Source organism: Streptococcus sp. HMSC063B03 (assembly GCF_001836965.1).
Classification (GTDB): domain Bacteria; phylum Bacillota; class Bacilli; order Lactobacillales; family Streptococcaceae; genus Streptococcus; species Streptococcus pneumoniae_F.
This window is the reverse complement of sequence record NZ_KV831029.1, coordinates 31,144-49,095: the sequence shown is the minus strand read 5'-3', so window position 1 is coordinate 49,095 and position 17,952 is coordinate 31,144. Positions and strand designations below refer to the sequence as shown.

Below are 17,952 nucleotides of genomic sequence, written 5' to 3'. Positions count from 1 at the left end.
TCATTCCTCCGAAAATCTTATCACTTTTAATAGTAACCGTTTTCGAGCAAAAATGCAAGCCTTTTATGTTAAAAAAGAGAAAAAACTGTCAAACGTTTGTCATAAAATAAATACAGGAAATCAATCAACTTTTCAAGAAAAGATGAAAGATAATGAAATAGAATCCTGATAACAAAGATTTTAAACTTATTTTTTTAAGTGTTATCTGCTAAAACAGTCAAAAACAATCAATCTAAAGCAAGGCTACTAAGTGGAAATGATATTTTTTCTGCAAAACGCTTGACATATTTCTAAAACATGATAAAATAATAGTCGTAGGGCGAATAAAATCGCTTTCAAACAAGAACAAAATTTTATATAAGGAGATTTTTGCAAATGAACAATCAGGAAATTGCAAAAAAAGTCATCGATGCCTTGGGCGGACGTGAAAATGTCAACAGTGTAGCTCACTGTGCGACTCGTCTTCGTGTCATGGTCAAAGATGAAGGAAAAATCAATAAAGAAGTGATTGAGAACTTGGAAAAAGTTCAAGGTGCTTTCTTTAACTCAGGTCAATACCAAATCATCTTTGGTACAGGTACAGTTAACAAAATGTACGATGAAGTTGTTGCACTTGGTTTGCCAACATCATCTAAAGATGACATGAAAGCAGAAGCTGCTAAACAAGGGAACTGGTTCCAACGTGCTATCCGTACTTTCGGTGACGTTTTCGTTCCAATCATCCCAGTTATCGTAGCGACAGGTCTCTTCATGGGTGTTCGTGGTCTTTTCAACGCTCTTGAAATGCCACTTCCAGGTGACTTTGCAACTTACACTCAAATCTTGACAGATACAGCCTTTATCATCTTGCCAGGTTTGGTTGTGTGGTCAACCTTCCGTGTATTCGGTGGAAATCCAGCCGTTGGTATCGTTCTTGGTATGATGCTTGTTTCTGGCTCACTTCCAAACGCTTGGGCAGTTGCTCAAGGTGGTGAAGTAACTGCTATGAACTTCTTTGGTTTCATTCCTGTTGTTGGTTTGCAAGGTTCAGTTCTTCCAGCCTTCATCATCGGGGTTGTCGGAGCTAAATTTGAAAAAGCTGTCCGCAAGGTTGTTCCAGATGTCATTGACCTCTTGGTAACCCCATTCGTGACACTTTTGGTCATGTCTATCCTTGGACTCTTTGTCATTGGACCAGTTTTCCACGTCGTTGAAAACTACATCCTTATCGCTACAAAAGCGATCCTTAGCTTACCATTTGGTCTTGGTGGTTTCTTGATTGGTGGGGTTCACCAATTGATTGTCGTGTCAGGTGTGCACCACATCTTCAACTTGCTTGAAGTTCAATTACTCGCTGCTGACCATGCTAACCCATTCAACGCTATCATCACTGCGGCTATGACAGCCCAAGGTGCTGCAACTGTTGCGGTTGGTGTTAAAACTAAAAATCCAAAACTGAAAACACTTGCTTTCCCAGCTGCTCTTTCTGCCTTCCTAGGTATTACAGAGCCTGCTATCTTCGGGGTGAACTTGCGCTTCCGTAAACCATTCTTCCTTTCATTGATTGCTGGTGCAATCGGTGGTGGATTGGCTTCAATCCTTGGACTTGCTGGTACTGGTAGTGGTATCACCATCATCCCTGGAACAATGCTTTATGCCGGTAATGGACAACTTCCACTATACCTTCTTATGGTAGCTGTATCATTTGCACTTGGTTTTGCTCTTACTTACATGTTTGGTTACGAAGATGAAGTAGAGGTTGCTGAAGGAACTACTACAGAACGCTTCGTTGAAGAAGCAGTTACTGGAAATGTTATTGCTCTTCAAAATGAAACACTTGTCACTCCTATCGTTGGTGATGTTGTCGCTCTTGCTGATGTCAATGACCCAGTATTCTCAAGTGGAGCTATGGGACAAGGTATCGCTGTGAAACCTAGTCAAGGTGTGGTCTATGCACCAGCTGATGCTGAAGTTTCAATCGCATTTCCAACTGGACACGCTTTTGGTTTGAAAACAACTGATGGTGCTGAAGTTTTGATCCACGTTGGTATCGACACTGTAACAATGAACGGTGACGGTTTTGAAGCAAAAGTTGCTCAAGGTGACAAGGTCAAAGCTGGCGATGTTCTTGGAACATTTGACTCAAACAAAATCGCTGCAGCTGGCCTTGATGATACAACAATGGTTATCGTTACAAACACAGCTGACTACGCTTCAGTAGCTCCAGTCGCAACAGGTTCAGTTGCGAAGGGTGATGCTGTTATCGAAGTGAAAATCTAATCAATCCTCTCTAAAGTGAAAACGAACAAATGACATGTTTGTTCGTTTTTGCTTGAATGGTAAGATTTACAGAGGAAAATCTAAAAAATAGAGAAATTTAGACTTTCGAAATATGCTATAATAAAGAAAATAAAAACAAGAGGTTTATCATGACAAAATTATATGGAAGCTTGGAAGCGGGCGGTACAAAGTTTGTCTGTGCTGTCGGTGATGAGAACTTTAACGTTGTAGAAAAAACACAATTTCCAACAACAACTCCAATCGAAACAATCGATAAAACCATCGAGTTCTTCTCAAAATTCGATAATCTTGCTGGTCTTGCAGTTGGTTCATTTGGTCCGATTGATATTGATAAAAACTCAAAAACCTATGGCTTTATCACGACGACTCCAAAACCAAACTGGGCAAATGTGGACTTGCTTGGTGCCCTTCGTCGCGCCCTCAACGTGCCAATGTACTTCACTACAGACGTAAACAGCTCTGCTTATGGTGAAGTGGTTGCCCGTAATAATGCTGGTGGTCGTATCGAAAACTTGGTTTACTACACAATCGGTACAGGTATCGGTGCAGGTGTTATCCAACGTGGTGAGTTTATCGGCGGTGTGGGTCACCCTGAAATGGGTCATTACTATGTGGCTAGACACCCAATGGATATTGAAAAAGAGTTTAAGGGTGTTTGTCCTTTCCATAAGGGATGTCTGGAAGGCTATGCAGCTGGTCCAAGTTTGGAAGCTCGTACAGGTGTTCGTGGGGAAAATATTGAACTCAACAACCCTGTTTGGGATGTTCAAGCCTACTATATCGCTCAAGCTGCGGTTAATGCGACAGTGACTTTCCGCCCAGACGTGATTGTCTTTGGTGGAGGGGTCATGGCTCAACAACACATGCTGGACCGTGTCCGTGAGAAATTTACAGCTCTTCTCAATGGTTACCTACCAGTACCAGATGTGCGTGAATATATCGTGACTCCAGCAGTCGCAGGAAATGGTTCTGCCACACTTGGGAACTTTGTCCTTGCAAAAGAAGTTTCAAAATAAAGTACAAAATCCGCTTGGGAAACCAAACGGATTTTTTACATGTCAAAGCATTTGCCAGAAGAAGTCGATAATATAGGTCAGACCGTAGGTATAAACCACGAGGGTAAAGGGCTTAGTTAGAATGATGATGGTCATATAGCGCTTGAAGCTCATCTTGGTCAGGGCAGCTAGCATACAGAGAAAGTCAGCTGGGCTAATGGGCCAAATCATCATAAAAATAAAGAAACGGTCAAAACGATTGCCCTTATCCAACCAACCGATATACTTGTCATAGGTGCGCTTGCTGACGACAGACTGGACAAAGGCAGCTCCGTAGAGGCGCACCAGATAAAAGATAATGGCACAGCCAATCACGATGCCGATATAGTTGTAGATCGTACCGATGATGTGGCCGTAGATAAAGACCCCAGCCACCGAGGTCAAGGCCCCAGGAATGATAGGGACGACCGTTTGTAAAATCTGTAAAAAGATAAAGAGAGGTGGACCCCAGATACCTGCCTGCTGGATAAAAGCAGAGAGGGTTTCCTTAGACTGTAAAATCCCAGCCTGATAAGCCCAAATACAGAAAATCAAACTCCCAACCCCACCGACAATCGATGAGATATTGATAACTTGCTGCAGAAGGGGAGAAACAGCTTTCATTTGTTTATCCTGTGACATGTAAACTCCTCATAGATAGTATAACTCTACTATACCATAATTTACGGTTTTAAACTATCTGAGTGTCTAGAGGTAGAATAATTATGGTAAAATGGAAATAATCAAATGCTAAACTAGATTGAGGAAGAATCATGTTGGGATTAAAGTTTAATGGGACTTGGCGCAACTACCAAAAACAGGTCTTGGACAACTTCCAAGAATACCAAGCAGATGGGCATGTTCACTTGGTGGCAGCACCAGGTTCAGGGAAAACAACTATAGGGATCGAGTTGATTGCCCGCTTTGATAAACCTGCTCTCGTTTTGGTGCCGACGGTCACCATCCGAGAACAATGGGTAGAAAGGATTCGCCAGGCCTTTTTAGAGGATGAGAACCAGGTCACAAGTCTAGTGTCTCAAAATCTCAAGGACATGAAGCAAATCACCATCGCCACCTATCAAGCCTTTCACAGCGCTATGCAACAGGTACAATCTCAAGAAGATAACGGCGAGGTTGAGGATTTTGTAGGCTTTGACCTGCTTGCTAGACTAAAGGAAAGGGGTGTCGAAACCCTCTGTCTGGACGAATGCCATCACTTGAGAAATGAATGGTGGAAAAGTCTAGAAGACTTCCGTAAAAACTACCAGCAACTGCAAGTCATCTCTCTCACTGCGACACCGCCTTATGACAGTGAGCCAGAACTCTGGGATCGCTATCTCCAGATGTGTGGCGAGATTGACCAAGAAATCACAGTGCCAGAACTGGTCAAGGAAGACACTCTTTGTCCTCATCAGGATTTTGTCTATATCTGTTTTCCGACCAAGGAAGAGGACAAGCGCTTGGAGGAGTTTGAAGACACCAAGTGGCAGTATGTCAGTCAACTAGTCGTTGATCCTGACTTCCAAGAGTTGATTCGGAGTTCCAAAGTTCTCAAAGGGGAAATTTCTGCGGATATGCTCCTTGAGGATCCAAAATATCTCTCAGCACTCCTCATTTATCTACAAGCTCAAAAACAGGAAATTCCCAAGCATCTACGAGATTTACTGGGAGCTGAAGGCTTGCCTGCTCTCAATTATTATTGGTTAGAAGTTCTCTTGCAAGGCCTTCTCTATCAGACTCCTGACTGGTATGAGGATCCGCAGGAGACAAAGAAAAAGATAGAAGCAGAACTGAAATCAAGAGGACTGATTGAAAAACGTCAGGTTTTCTTGGTCAAATCCAAGGCCAATGACCAAATCCTCAACCAATCTCTAGGAAAACTAGCTGGGATTGCATCTATCTTTGAAACCGAGTATGCCAGTCTAGGAAAGGACTTGAGACAGTTGGTCTTGGCGGACTATATCCGTAAGGATTTTGCCAGTTATCTGGGAGATGACCAAGCACCAATCACGCAATTAGGTGTCCTCCCTTACTTTGAAACCATTCGCAGAAGTGCACAAAAGCAAGGCTTGTCTGTCCCGATAGCAGTCCTTTCTGGTAGTGTCGTGATCATACCGGCTAGTGTCAAGGCAGAACTTGAAGCACTCATCCCAAACACTAGCTTAAGCTTCTCTGCCATTGGAAAACTCGATCAAGGTACTTATCTCCAAGTAGGCTTTCCATCCAGCTTTAAGGGGATGGTTGCAGCAGTGACCGAGCTCTTCCAACGTGGTTCTATCCAGGTCTTGGTCGGAACCAAGTCTCTCTTGGGAGAGGGATGGGATGCCCCTTGCGTTAACTCTCTCATCCTCGGAAGTTTTGTCGGAAGCTTTATGCTCAGCAATCAAATGCGGGGCCGTGCCATCCGTATCTGGCCAGGACATCCAGATAAGACCAGCAATATCTGGCACCTAGTAGCCATCAAACCTTACAAAAATCCAGTCTTTTCTAAGGAGGATCAAGAAGAACAAGACCTCAATCCTTATCAGGACCTACAAACCCTTGCCCGTCGTATGGACCATTTCCTTGGCTTGTCCTATAAGGAAGATACTATTGAAACAGGTTTGGACCGCTTAAACTTTCCTGAGTTCCCATTTAAGAAAAAGAAACTCGAAGACTATAACGAGAAGATCATGGAACTATCCAAGGATCGCGCCTCCTTACGTAAAAAATGGCAGGAATCTCTCATTGTTGCTGATAAGATTGAGATTGTCAATGAAGTTGCAACTGACAGCAAACGAATCCCTCTGCTTGCCCTAGCGGATGCTGAAAAGTGGCTTCGCCACGCTCTGATGGTATTTGCCATTAGTCTCCTAGCTTATGTCGTTCGACTAACCTTCTTTGCCTTGCCATGGCTGACAGCTCTTTGTGTTCTCTTCCTAGCCATCACAGCCTTTCGCTATTACAGCTACAAGAGTCCTTATAAACGCTTGCGCCAGATCGGTGAAGCTATTCGCAAAGCCATGGTGACTGCCGGGCATTTGTCTGATGACCAGTCGCGCGTGCAGGTCGAGGAGGAAAAGGAAAGCTTTAACGTATTTGCCTATCTAAAAGGTGGCAGCATGCGAGATAAGGAGCTCTTCTCTCAGACCTTGGGTGAATTCTTTGCTCCCGTGGACAATCAACGCTACCTCTTAGTAGCTAAAAAAGCACCAGCAGGTCAGTCCAAGTATTTTGTGGTTCCTAGCCTTTTTGAAAAACGCAAGGAAGATGCCCAGCTCTTCCTAGATGCCGTCGCACCATATCTGGGCAACTACCAACTCGTTTACACCCGCAACGAAGTAGGGAGAAAAATCCTGCTAGAAGCTCGACTCAAATCTCTAGCCAACAAAAACGACCGCATCATTACTAAGAAAAAGGTCAAAAGTGATTTGAAATAGAAGGAAGTGAGCGTTTTCTGGCCGGAACATGATATAATAGATAATTAACTATGAGACAAATTGAAGAGATAGTCTGAAAGATATTGTTAGTAAAAATAGACAGTTCTGACTAGCAAAAGGAAGTTTTTATGGCAAGACGAAAAGATTTTTCTGAATTAACAAGAGTACAAATCACAGCAGCTCTGCATTTGATGCGTATGGGCTATACCTATCTTCCTCGCAATGGGAAGGAAATTGCAGAAAGAGATCCAGATACCAATATTCTTGTATCTGTTTTTAAGGAGCAATTTTTAACATTTAATAACTATTTAACAGATGAAGATTTTGAGAGAGAATTGGCCAATATCAAGCTGGAACTGGATCAAAATGATTTAGGGCGCTCCTTCTTTAAAAGGATACAGGGACAAGAAGGTGCTGTTTATATCGATTGGGAAAATCCTGAAGCCAATACCTTCCATCTGGCGCTTGAAGTCACTTGTCAAAATGGACAAGATGAATTTCGTCCGGATATAGTTGTGTTTATCAATGGACTTCCCCTTTCTTATATCGAAGTTAAACAACCCAATGCTATCCGTGATGGAAAGACGGGGATTCAGTCAGAACAGGACAGGACTAGATATCGTTTTGAAAATCGTAAGTTCCGTCGTTTTAACAATATTACCCAGTTGATAGCTCTATCTGATAATTTACCTTATATCAGTGGCCAAGGTCAACAAAAACAGGGTTCTTATTACTGTTCAAATGCCTATTCAAAAACCAAGTTTAATGCTTTCAAGGAAGAAAGAGAAGTAGATTTTCTGAATTCAATTGAACCTTTAAGAGATGAACAAATTGATTTCGTCCTTGAGGATGTGAAGCGTTTTGCTCTCAAATCTCAACCAGAATTTACAACAAACTTACAGCCCGACACTCCTTGCAATACTTTCCTATCTTCTTTGTATCAAAAAGAACGCCTGCTTTTCATGCTTCGCTTTGGGCAGGTTTATGTAGAAGAAGAAAGCAAAGAAGGTCAGATACAATTGCAGAAGCATGTCATGCGTTATCCGCAATACTTTGCGACAAGAGCTATCGAAGAGACTATCGCAAGAGGTATCAAGAAGGGGGTTATCTGGCATACACAGGGATCAGGAAAGACTGCCCTGGCTTTCTTCAATATCCGTTATCTGACCAATTATTTTTCAAAACAGGGGATTGTCCCTCAGTTTTACTTTGTCGTTGATCGCTTGGATTTGGCAGACCAAGCCTTTAAGGAATTTACCAAAAGAGGTTTAAAAGTTAAGCGTATCAACAATCCTCGAGAACTCAATCAAAAACAAGATGGTTATGATGTCGCCGTTGTCAATATTCAGAAGTTCAAAGATGATTCAGATCTAACGGATCACTCTGGCTATGATCTCAATCGTCAAAACATCTACTTTATCGATGAAGCACATCGCTCTTATAACGAACGAGGTTCCTACTTGCCAAATCTCTATCAGGCAGATACCAATGCAATCAAGATTGCTCTGACAGGAACTCCTTTAATTACTTACAAGAAAGATGGCAAGACAAAGGAAAATCATGCAACCACACGTGATATTTTTGGGGATTATATCCATAAATACTACTACAACCAGTCTATCGATGATGGTTTTACCTTGCGTTTGATGCGAGAAGATATCGAGACGTCCTATAAAGATAATCTCAGAGCAATTAATGAAGAAATCCAACGTGGGGATTTATCCAAAGAAGATATCTTTGCTCATCCGCACTATGTGGAACCTATGCTTAATTTTATTCTGGAGGACTTTAATCGTGCGCGTGATCTGGTTTTTGATGACCAGACTATTGGTGGCATGATTGTCTGTGATTCGTCCAAGCAGGCGCGTGAGCTTGAAAAGCAGTTAGAAGAACGACGAAAGGCTGGAACAACCAACTTGACCTCTGCTCTCATCCTCCATGATGAGGGAGACAAGGAAGAGAAAAAGGAAAAGGTGGATGCCTATAAAGAAGGTAAGATTGACCTCATTATCGTCTATTCCATGCTCTTGACAGGTTTTGATGCGCCTCGCCTCAAGCGTCTCTATCTAGGCCGCAAGATTAAGGCTCATAACCTACTCCAGACTTTGACTCGTGTGAATCGTCCTTACAAGGACTATCTCTTTGGCTATGTAGTTGATTTTGCGGATATTTCCAAAGAGTTTGACAAAACCAATCGTGCTTATCTGGAAGAACTCAATCAAGAGTATGATACGACCCTGACTGGGGAAAATGGAGAGGATGTGTTTGGTTCGCTCTTTGTGCCCGCTGAGGAAATTTCTCAGGAACTCGGTAAGACAGAGCGCATCCTCATGGACTATCCAACCTCTAATCTAGAGTTCTTTTCTCAGGCTATCAATGATATCAAGGATAGAAAGCAGTTAAATGAACTGCGAAAAGCTTTGGAGTCCATCAAGCAGTACTATAATGTAGCTCGTTTACTGAATTATGACCATTTGATACAGCAGATTGATATGGCTCAAATCGCAACTCTACTCAATATCCTCTCCAGACGCTTGCTGACCTTGTCCTTGATTGACAAACCAGATGATTTTTCCAGTCGTACTCTTTTAAATCTTGCCATGTCTGAGACCAGTTTTAGTTTTGTCAAGATTGCGGAGGAAGAACTCCGTCTAGCAGCCAATGACCTAGAAGATTTGAAGCGTCGAGTTGCTGGAGGCATCATAAAACAGCGTGATGAGAAAGATCCTGAGTGGGTTTTTCTCTACGAAGAATTCCAGCGCATCATGAAAAAACACTTAATATATGGACAAGAAGGCTACACTATGGAAAACATCAAAGAAATTCAAAAAGAGTACGAAGAGCTCTTTAAGTCAGTGGAAGATTATCATACTCATATGAGACGTTTGACAATGAATTTTGGCGGAGATGAAATGGCGGCGCGTTCCTATAAACACGTGACCAACTCGACTATGGTAAGCGAGTACCCAGCAGTTTATCATGTCATTAAAGATTCTAAAGTTACTCTGGATCACAAAATCGGTCAAAATCAAGGAGTGCTCGATAACGAGGACTTCTTCAAAAAAATGATTCGAGAAGTAGCCCGAATTTCAATGAAAACCAACCAATCTGCAAGTGATTTGACAAGACAGGTTTTTAACGATATCGTCGAGTCGCTATTTGAAGGATATGAAGAGGAATACCAACACTAATGAATGAAACATACAAAGTCCAAGTCCAAGACTTGGTAGATGATTTGAAAGCGGTCTTTACCCATGCGGGACTAGGAGGAGAAGCGGGTGAGTACAAACTCCTCACCCAGTCCTTCCTCTACAAGTTTTTAAATGATAAGTTTTTATATCAAGCCAAGGTGCTGGATGAATCCAACACTTATGAAAACTTGTTAGCAATGAGTGAAGATGACTATGACTGGCTCTTGGAGGATATCGGTACAAGTACGGCTTGGCTCAAACCAGACCAGTTAATCGAAACCCTTCACCGTCAGCAAAATGAAGCGACTTTCTACGAGAGTTTTGAAAATACCCTCAACCAGATTGCCATTGATAATAACGATATCTTCTCTGTGCATACAGACGGCGACACAGCTATTCGTCTATTTGATGAACGCTTGATTACCGATACAATATCAGATAGCAGTAAGCGTAACGAAGTGGCAAAAGCCATCATCAATCTCCTTGCACGCGTCAAGTTTGATGAGACTATTTTTTCACAAGGCTTCGACTTTTTCTCTACCCTCTTTGAGTATATGATCAAGGACTACAACAAAGACGGTGGTGGTAAGTACGCCGAGTACTACACGCCTCACTCTGTGGCTAAGATTATCGCGGATATTCTGGTGGGAAATGACCAACCATCAAACGTGCGCATCTATGACCCTTCTGCTGGTTCTGGAACCTTGCTGATGAACCTGGCTAGTCGTATCGGTGTGGATAAGACCACTGTTTACAGTCAGGATATCTCGCAAAAATCATCCAATCTCCTCCGTCTCAATCTGATTTTGAATGGACTACAGCATTCCATTCATAATATCGTACAGGGAAATACCATTATCGCTAATCGCCATCCTGAGAAGATGGACTATATCGTGTCTAACCCTCCTTTCAAGCTAGACTTTTCGGAGTGGCGTGACCAAGTGGAGACCTTGCCGGAAGCCAGTGAGCGTTTCTTTGCAGGTGTGCCAAAGGTTCCAGCTAAGTCTAAGGACAAGATGGCGATTTATGAGCTCTTTATTCAGCATATCATCTATTCGTTGAAGGCAGATGGTCAGGCAGCCGTTGTCTTGCCGACAGGCTTTATCACGGCCCAGTCAGGGATTGACAAGACCATCCGTCAACACTTGGTGGATAATCAAATGCTGGCAGGTGTTGTTTCTATGCCGTCTAATATCTTTGCGACAACAGGAACCAACGTTTCCATCCTCTTCATCGATAAGAAAAATAAGGGCGATGTCGTCCTCATCGATGCCTCAAACCTCGGAACCAAGGTCAAGGAAGGCAAGAACCAAAAGACTGTGCTCTCTCCTGAGGAAGAGCAGAAAATCGTCGAGACCTTTATCAAGAAAGAAGCCGTCGAGGACTTTTCTGTCACCGTCTCTTATGAGGATATCAAGGAGAAAAACTACTCTCTCAGCGCAGGTCAATACTTTGACATCAAGATCGACTATGTAGATATCACAGCAGAAGAGTTTGAAGCCAAGATGACCGCCTTTCAAAGCAAACTCTCAGACCTCTTCCAGCAATCGCATGAACTGGAGCAGGAGATTGAAGAGCAAATGAAGGGGATCAAGTATGAGTGAGTGGAAAAGATATAAACTAGTTGATCTACTTAGGGTAAAACACGGCTGGGCTTTTAAGGGGGAATTTTTTTCAGAAACTGGAATTCAAAGTATATTAACTCCGGGGAATTTTTACGAGTCTGGTGGATTTAAGGCAAATGCCTCGAAAGATAGGTTTTATATTGGAGAATATCCGAAAGAATACCTATGTTCAAAAGGTGATTTAATTGTTGCGATGACTGAACAAGCTGCAGGTTTGCTAGGTAGTACAGCTATTGTTCCTGAAGATAATCGATATTTACACAATCAGCGAATAGGTTTAATTTCTTGTAATGAATACTTGAATAAAGATTTTGCTTACTATCTATTTATGACACAAACGGTTAGACAGCAGATAAGTCGTTCTGCATCTGGTACAAAAGTTAAGCATACTTCGCCAGAGAAAATTTATGAAGTTCAAGTATATATTCCAACAATTCAAACTCAGAGAAATATTGCAAAAATCTTGACTACTTTAGATAAAAAAATCCAAACCAACAACCAAATCAACCAAGAGTTGGAAGCCATGGCCAAGACCCTCTACGACTACTGGTTTGTGCAGTTTGATTTCCCAGACCAGAATGGCAAACCCTACAGATCATCAGGCGGAAAGATGGTCTATCACCCAGAACTCAAACGCGAAATCCCAGAGGGGTGGGGAGTGGAGAAGTTGAAGTATTTTCTCACAATTAAAAATGGTAAAGATCATAAGCACTTGCAAGATGGTAAGTTTGCTGTATATGGTTCAGGTGGGATTATGAGAACAGTTGCAGACTATTTGTATTCAGGAGAATCAATTCTCTTTCCAAGAAAAGGTACATTAAATAATGTAATGTACGTAAATGAGGAATTTTGGACTGTAGATACGATGTTTTATTCAGAAGTTAATAAAAATAATTCTGCACTGTATGTATTCTATTCAGTAAAAGATATTGATTTTAATAAATTAAATACAGGAACGGGAGTCCCGAGTATGACTTCTTCAATTTTATATGACTTAAATATAATTGTTCCTGAAGAAAATATTTTAGAAAAATTCAATACGATAGTTAAACAAAACTATGAAACAATTAAATTAAATAATATTCAAAACCAAGAACTTAACCAACTTCGCGATTGGCTCTTGCCAATGTTGATGAATGGGCAGGTTATAATCTAATGTTTAGGAGATAATGATATGGAAAAGAGATTAAGGTTATTTCATTTTTCTAAAGATCAATACGGAGAACCGTATTATGTACCAGGTATGATTTTTGACGATTCTTTCGCAGAGTTCAGTAAAATTGTAGAAGATTTAGATTCTAGAATAAATAAATGTATTGATGATAAATATGCTAAGAATATCAGATTTAAGACACCTTCTTCACAGATGGTAACAAATGTATCAGAGATTTTTGAAAATGAAGAGAATTTCGATAGAAACTCAGAAGACATTGCAAGTAAATTTCAAGACTCAATAGGACGTAGATTTCAAAATGATTTTTATTTAGTAGTACTTACAACTGAAATTGAAAGTAGAGAAGTCCTTTTTCTTGTTAAGATGGAAACAGGAACTGCTATCCAGGTAACTGATGAAAACACATTAACCACATTAGACAAGATTCTTCCAGATAAGAAATCAAGACTTCAAAAGGCTACTGTAATCTACAAAGATAAAACAATCCAGTTTAAAGAAAATAGAGAAGAGCCGAATTCAGAAAGAGAAAATATCCACTCAAGAGTTTTGGATAGGACTGACGAGAATATTTCTGGTTATTTCTTCACAAAATTTTTGGATAGTAATAACGTTATAGATGATGAAGATTCAGCAGCTAGAATGGCTATACAAGCGATTGAAACTGTCGTTAAACCATACATAAAGTCTGAAATGAGTCCAGAAATTGTAAAAGAAAAGTTAACAAGTTTTTTATCTCAGAGAAGAGATACATCATTTGAAGGGCTGATTCAAGAGGTTAGTGATGTATTAAACTTTAATATAGAAAATAGAGAAACAGATATAGAAAAATTATCACAGGAAGCATATGATTTAGCGAAAAGAAAAAATAATACTGTTGTGGCTAGTTTCGTAGCAAAGTTATATCGTCCACCTAAAGTAACATATGTATCTCAGGGAGATGAACAACAAATTAAAATAAGCTTTCTTAAAAGTCTAGAGAGTCATAGAGATGTTTATTGGGATGATGACGACGACGATTTTTATGTTTTAAAAATTAACAAAGAAGTAATTACTCTGATTGAGAGGTGATTACATTGATTAAAGAACTTATTAAATATATTGACGCTTTCAATGATGTTGTCGGACGTATTAATATTGATTATAAAGAAAATAAGTTTATCTACATTTTAGAGTTCGAAATTTCAGAGAAAGAGTTAGATAGTTTTAAGGAAAAGATCAATAGTTATAAAATAAATGAACTGGATATAACTTGTAATAATTACCCGTTGGAATCCTGTAAAGAAACTAAGGAAATCAATAGGGTTGCTGTAACAATGAAACAAAACCAATTTCCTTTAGATGGCCAATCATTATATTTTAGAAACAGTAATGACTTTTATATATTTGAAAAAAAGTTTTTAAAAAGTACAACATTCGAAAGTCTCAAAAACAGGGATACAAAGATAAAAATCTGGATTCCAGAAGAAAATAGTGATATATATTCGCCCGTCTTTTCACTTTGTGAAGAAAAATTACGCATACCTTATATATTAATTTCAAAAACGGAATTTAATCATAATTTGCTTTGTGCTCTTCCTAAAATAATTTTAGATAGAAATTTTGATGAATTTAAAAGTGCGACACTTGATGGTTTTCTAAGTATAGTGTCGGAAAGAAAAATATCTAGTAGTGAATATATTATAAGTTTTGAAAAAAATGCTATTTTAAAATTGAATAGTATTGAAATAGATAATATAGATCTGTTTGGTACACTCAATCAATTATTTTATTTTATCTTTGATGACGATAAAACTTATTATGAAAAGTTGATAATTTTTAGAAATATTTTTTCCGAATTTATCAAGAGACAAAATACAATTAGTAATACGGACTTTCAGTATATTTTAAAAGATTTACAATCCAATTATAATTTATTTATCACTGATAAATTGAAAAAGTTTATCTCTGATAAACAAAAGGTAACAGAAGATTTCTCAAAACTTCAAAAAGAAATTTTGGTTAGTATAAAAAATATCTCTAATACATTATCTCAGCAATTTTTGATTCTAATTATAACAATATTAACTACATTTGTTTTTAAAAATTTTAATACAAGGCTAGCGATGTCACTAACAGTATATTCTGGTATATTTTATTTAATTTGTATAATTATAGTAAATAAAGTTAGAGGGTGGGATTTTGATTCTAAGTCTATAAAATCAGAGTGTGACGATATTGATAAAAATTATAATATGTTATACAGTATAGATAAACATTTTATTATTACTTTGAAAGAATCCAATAGCTACAAAACAGAATTAAAGAGGTTAGAAAAAATTGAAACTTTATATAAAAGGTTAATTTATAGTCTCTTATGCAGCTTGATAGTTATACTGATTCTGGTTTATAAACATAATGAATTTTATACTCAATTTATTTTCTATAAACAAATGGTCGATTTGTTACTTCCGTAAAATTATAATTATATTAATCTCAAAAAGAATGAATAAATCAGGGAATCTACTCTCTATTTATCGAAACAAAGCTGATGTGATTCCGATTGGAGTTCACTTGCAAGCAGTGACGAAAGAAAGATCTTTATTCAACGTATTTCTTCCGAATATCGATCCAAATATTGTAATTGATTATAAAAAATGTACTTTTAAACTGAAAAAGTAATTCTATTCAAGTAAAAACTGGCTAAATCTACCTTTGGTTGGTATTTGTTTTCTAAAAATGATATAATTAAATTACCTAAAAGGTAATTTAATTTAACAGAAAGGGATCTATGAAGCTTATCTATAAAAATAAAACTGTTAAAAAGCAGTGCACAGAGCTGAGGAGAGCCAAAAAAGATTTTTCGGATAAGATTGCTGTAAAGTTGCATCAGTTGATCAACTTTTTGGAAGCGGCGGATTCTTTGGCTAGTGTGAAAGCTTTTCCTAAATATCACTTTCACCCACTTAAGGGAAAGAGACAGGGACAGTTTGCTTTGGATATAGATGGTCGAAGGAGTTCCTATCGGTTGATTGTAGAATTTCGTGAGGAGGATTTAGAAAAGGTGTTTCCAAATCCTATTGAAATCGAAATCCTAAAAATAGAGGAGGTCAGCAATCACTATGAGTAATAAAATTGTTGAATACAAAGACCTGATTGCTTTTCATCCAGGTCAGTATGTTGAAGAGTTGATTGAAGATTATAACGTAACGCAGAAAGAATTTGCGGAGCGTTTGGGGGTTTCAGCAAAGACTATCAGCAAGCTGGTCAACGCTGAGGAGTCCATTAGTAAAGAAACAGCTCATAAGCTTGCCAAGCTAAGCGGAGTTTCCATGCAAACTTGGCTCAATCTTCAGAATGCTTATGATGTAAAAGTGGCTGAGATTGCAGAGGAAAGAGAGCTTGAAGAAGGTAGCGAGAAAGACATCTGTGAGATGATTGATTTCAAGTATTTTAAGGAAAAAGGTTACGTTCCAGATAAACGCTATAGCTTGAAGGAAAAGATTGTCGAGCTTCGTAAGATTCTTGGTGTGGCAAGTTTAGAAAACCTTACATCTTTTAACCATTTAGTCAGCTATCGGAATACGCGTGAGTTTACGATTAAAAGTATAGTAAACTCTAACATCATGCTGGAGTTGGCATCTAAAAAAGCACGTGATACAACAACTACCAAGCTCAACCGTAAAAAGCTAGAGAGAAGCCTGCCTGCTTTGAGAAAGTTGACCAGACAGGACCCAGAAATTTTTCCACAGCGCTTGTACGATATTTTATTAGACTGCGGCGTTGTCCTAGTCGGTCTACCTGCCTTACCAAATGCCAATCTGAATGGAGCGACTAAAAAATTCAGTAACAGCAGTGCCTTGCTTTTACTCACAGATCGAAACAAAGCATCCGATATTTTCTGGTTCTCACTTTTTCATGAGATAGGACATATTCTAGAGAATGATTTTTCATCTGATGATGGAAATAGTGAATCCTACAGACGTTCTGAGGAACAGGCAGATCAGTTTGCAAAAGATGTCTTGATTAGTCCAGAAGATTACCAGACTTTTATCAAAAAAGGAAATTTTGATAAGTCGGATATTCTAGATTTTGCAGAGGAAATCGATATTCATCCGAGCGTCGTTTTAGGCAGATTACAAAATGAGGGTATTCTCGGTTTTGACCGTTTCCGAGAACTAAAAGAAAATTATTACTTTGTTTCTTGAATCTATCGAAAGTTGTAGAAGATGAAAAAAGTTTCATACGATTAGTAATTATTATTTCTTTTTTCGCTCATAATTCGCTCATATTTAAGTTACAACCTTGTTTCCATATTTCCTGGAAACTGATAAAAAGCAAGGAGAAACATGGAACAAATTAACCAAAAATCCCATTGCCAGCAACTCTGGGCTAGAAACAAATATCTCGTTTTGAGTCATTCCAGCAATATTTACAATGAGATTCGTCAGTATCTCAAGAATGAAGAGGTGGAGGTAAGTCATGTTCAAGAACTGATCGATCGTGCCTGTCAGATTCCAGAACACAGGGGTCAGGTTTGCAATGCCTTTCAGCATATTTGGGGCTATTTTAAAAAGAAAGCGACAGATGCTGAGCGAAAGGACTATATGCTCTTGCTGGATCGCTACCGCTTTGGTCAGGCTTCTAAGGAAGATGTAATCTCTAAGACTCGAGACTTGCTTGAACTTTACCCAAATACCTATTTGCAACATTCGACTTTACTGAAAGGAGACTCCCATGAGACTTTGGCATGAGGCTTTGATTTCACAGCTTCCTCGTCCTCAACTCTTGGGGCAGCATCGAGAGTGTTGCGCCCTGCGTGGTAATGGCTGGGGTAGAAAGCATGCGACGGTTGACTATGTCTTTACTCACTCGCCCTATCGTCTCTATGCCTATCATGACTTGATCATGAAGGAGATGGCTAATCGAGGCTACAATGTCAGTCAAGAGTGGCTGGACAAGAACTACCGAGGTAAGACCTCCCCTCCTTATCAATACTTAGCAGAGGAAAAGTTGACTAGTCCTATCTATAGCGAACATGACAATGCCTACTATGAGGAGTGTCTGGCTAATCTCCGAGAGAAGGGGATAGAGCTGGAGTAAACGTAAGGAATACCAGCACTTTATAACTCTTCTCGTACTTTTTTCGAATGATAAAGATGAGACCTTTAGAATTTTCTAAGGTCTTCTTTTTATGAGTGTTAGAATTAACTTTTAATAACTTTTGAGTTATAATTCATAAAAACCAAGCGT

General features: G+C 39.2%; 13 protein-coding genes. 12 read left to right on the top strand and 1 reads right to left on the bottom strand.

From position 1 onward, the window contains the following. The first annotated feature begins 375 nt into the window (after nucleotides 1–375). Both HMPREF2628_RS04190 and scrK read left to right on the top strand, forming a co-directional pair. Nucleotides 376–2,259, top strand: a complete 1,884-nt coding sequence (locus HMPREF2628_RS04190) for a sucrose-specific PTS transporter subunit IIBC (protein ID WP_070842428.1) — start codon at nucleotides 376–378, stop codon at nucleotides 2,257–2,259. Between the two features lie 149 nt (nucleotides 2,260–2,408). Further along, entirely contained in the window at nucleotides 2,409–3,296 is an 888-nt protein-coding gene (scrK, locus tag HMPREF2628_RS04185; RefSeq protein ID WP_049492068.1) for a fructokinase ScrK, read from the top strand. Nucleotides 3,297–3,338: 42 nt separating this feature from the next. On the opposite strand, the gene HMPREF2628_RS04180 is transcribed toward scrK, so the two are convergent. Continuing rightward, nucleotides 3,339–3,956, bottom strand: a complete 618-nt coding sequence (locus tag HMPREF2628_RS04180) for a TVP38/TMEM64 family protein (protein WP_000076168.1) — start codon at nucleotides 3,954–3,956, stop codon at nucleotides 3,339–3,341. Nucleotides 3,957–4,087: 131 nt separating this feature from the next. On the opposite strand from HMPREF2628_RS04180, the gene HMPREF2628_RS04175 reads away from it, so the two are divergent. The 10 genes from HMPREF2628_RS04175 to HMPREF2628_RS04130 all read left to right on the top strand — a co-directional run bounded on the left by HMPREF2628_RS04175 (nucleotide 4,088) and on the right by HMPREF2628_RS04130 (nucleotide 17,802). Beyond that, nucleotides 4,088–6,733, top strand: a complete 2,646-nt coding sequence (locus HMPREF2628_RS04175) for a DEAD/DEAH box helicase family protein (protein ID WP_070842427.1) — start codon at nucleotides 4,088–4,090, stop codon at nucleotides 6,731–6,733. A 128-nt stretch (nucleotides 6,734–6,861) separates the two neighbouring features. Further along, on the top strand, nucleotides 6,862–9,924 hold the full coding sequence (locus HMPREF2628_RS04170; RefSeq protein WP_070842426.1) for a DEAD/DEAH box helicase family protein: 3,063 nt from the start codon (nucleotides 6,862–6,864) through the stop codon (nucleotides 9,922–9,924). Beyond that, the gene (locus tag HMPREF2628_RS04165) at nucleotides 9,924–11,528 is read left to right on the top strand and encodes an HsdM family class I SAM-dependent methyltransferase (protein ID WP_070842425.1); all 1,605 of its coding nucleotides are present in this window, start codon (nucleotides 9,924–9,926) and stop codon (nucleotides 11,526–11,528) included. Before HMPREF2628_RS04170 ends, HMPREF2628_RS04165 begins: the two co-directional genes overlap by 1 nt. Then, nucleotides 11,521–12,705, top strand: coding sequence for a restriction endonuclease subunit S (locus tag HMPREF2628_RS04160; RefSeq protein ID WP_070842424.1), 1,185 nt, complete (start codon nucleotides 11,521–11,523; stop codon nucleotides 12,703–12,705). Before HMPREF2628_RS04165 ends, HMPREF2628_RS04160 begins: the two co-directional genes overlap by 8 nt. 18 nt (nucleotides 12,706–12,723) lie before the next feature. Beyond that, nucleotides 12,724–13,791, top strand: a complete 1,068-nt coding sequence (locus HMPREF2628_RS04155) for a nucleoid-associated protein (RefSeq protein ID WP_070842423.1) — start codon at nucleotides 12,724–12,726, stop codon at nucleotides 13,789–13,791. Continuing rightward, nucleotides 13,788–15,176 carry a hypothetical protein gene (locus tag HMPREF2628_RS04150; RefSeq protein WP_070842422.1) on the top strand — a complete coding sequence of 463 codons (1,389 nt, stop codon included), beginning with the start codon at nucleotides 13,788–13,790 and terminating at the stop codon, nucleotides 15,174–15,176. The genes HMPREF2628_RS04155 and HMPREF2628_RS04150 overlap by 4 nt, the downstream gene beginning before the upstream one ends. A gap of 314 nt (nucleotides 15,177–15,490) precedes the next feature. Continuing rightward, nucleotides 15,491–15,829 carry a type II toxin-antitoxin system RelE/ParE family toxin gene (locus tag HMPREF2628_RS04145; protein ID WP_070842421.1) on the top strand — a complete coding sequence of 113 codons (339 nt, stop codon included), beginning with the start codon at nucleotides 15,491–15,493 and terminating at the stop codon, nucleotides 15,827–15,829. Next, entirely contained in the window at nucleotides 15,822–16,907 is a 1,086-nt protein-coding gene (locus HMPREF2628_RS04140) for a HigA family addiction module antitoxin (protein WP_070842420.1), read from the top strand. Before HMPREF2628_RS04145 ends, HMPREF2628_RS04140 begins: the two co-directional genes overlap by 8 nt. 141 nt (nucleotides 16,908–17,048) lie before the next feature. Beyond that, on the top strand, nucleotides 17,049–17,453 hold the full coding sequence (locus HMPREF2628_RS04135) for a YbgA family protein (RefSeq protein ID WP_070842419.1): 405 nt from the start codon (nucleotides 17,049–17,051) through the stop codon (nucleotides 17,451–17,453). Then, nucleotides 17,437–17,802 (top strand): TIGR02328 family protein, encoded by a 366-nt coding sequence (locus tag HMPREF2628_RS04130; protein ID WP_070842418.1) that lies wholly within the window; start codon nucleotides 17,437–17,439, stop codon nucleotides 17,800–17,802. The genes HMPREF2628_RS04135 and HMPREF2628_RS04130 overlap by 17 nt, the downstream gene beginning before the upstream one ends. Nucleotides 17,803–17,952: the final 150 nt, after the last annotated feature.

Coding starts and splice junctions, on each gene's coding strand:
- HMPREF2628_RS04190 (WP_070842428.1), top strand. CDS start 376: ATGAACAATCAGGAAATTGCAAAAAAAGTCATCGATGCCTTGGGCGGA.
- scrK (WP_049492068.1), top strand. CDS start 2,409: ATGACAAAATTATATGGAAGCTTGGAAGCGGGCGGTACAAAGTTTGTC.
- HMPREF2628_RS04180 (WP_000076168.1), bottom strand. CDS start 3,956: ATGTCACAGGATAAACAAATGAAAGCTGTTTCTCCCCTTCTGCAGCAA.
- HMPREF2628_RS04175 (WP_070842427.1), top strand. CDS start 4,088: ATGTTGGGATTAAAGTTTAATGGGACTTGGCGCAACTACCAAAAACAG.
- HMPREF2628_RS04170 (WP_070842426.1), top strand. CDS start 6,862: ATGGCAAGACGAAAAGATTTTTCTGAATTAACAAGAGTACAAATCACA.
- HMPREF2628_RS04165 (WP_070842425.1), top strand. CDS start 9,924: ATGAATGAAACATACAAAGTCCAAGTCCAAGACTTGGTAGATGATTTG.
- HMPREF2628_RS04160 (WP_070842424.1), top strand. CDS start 11,521: ATGAGTGAGTGGAAAAGATATAAACTAGTTGATCTACTTAGGGTAAAA.
- HMPREF2628_RS04155 (WP_070842423.1), top strand. CDS start 12,724: ATGGAAAAGAGATTAAGGTTATTTCATTTTTCTAAAGATCAATACGGA.
- HMPREF2628_RS04145 (WP_070842421.1), top strand. CDS start 15,491: ATGAAGCTTATCTATAAAAATAAAACTGTTAAAAAGCAGTGCACAGAG.
- HMPREF2628_RS04140 (WP_070842420.1), top strand. CDS start 15,822: ATGAGTAATAAAATTGTTGAATACAAAGACCTGATTGCTTTTCATCCA.
- HMPREF2628_RS04135 (WP_070842419.1), top strand. CDS start 17,049: ATGGAACAAATTAACCAAAAATCCCATTGCCAGCAACTCTGGGCTAGA.
- HMPREF2628_RS04130 (WP_070842418.1), top strand. CDS start 17,437: ATGAGACTTTGGCATGAGGCTTTGATTTCACAGCTTCCTCGTCCTCAA.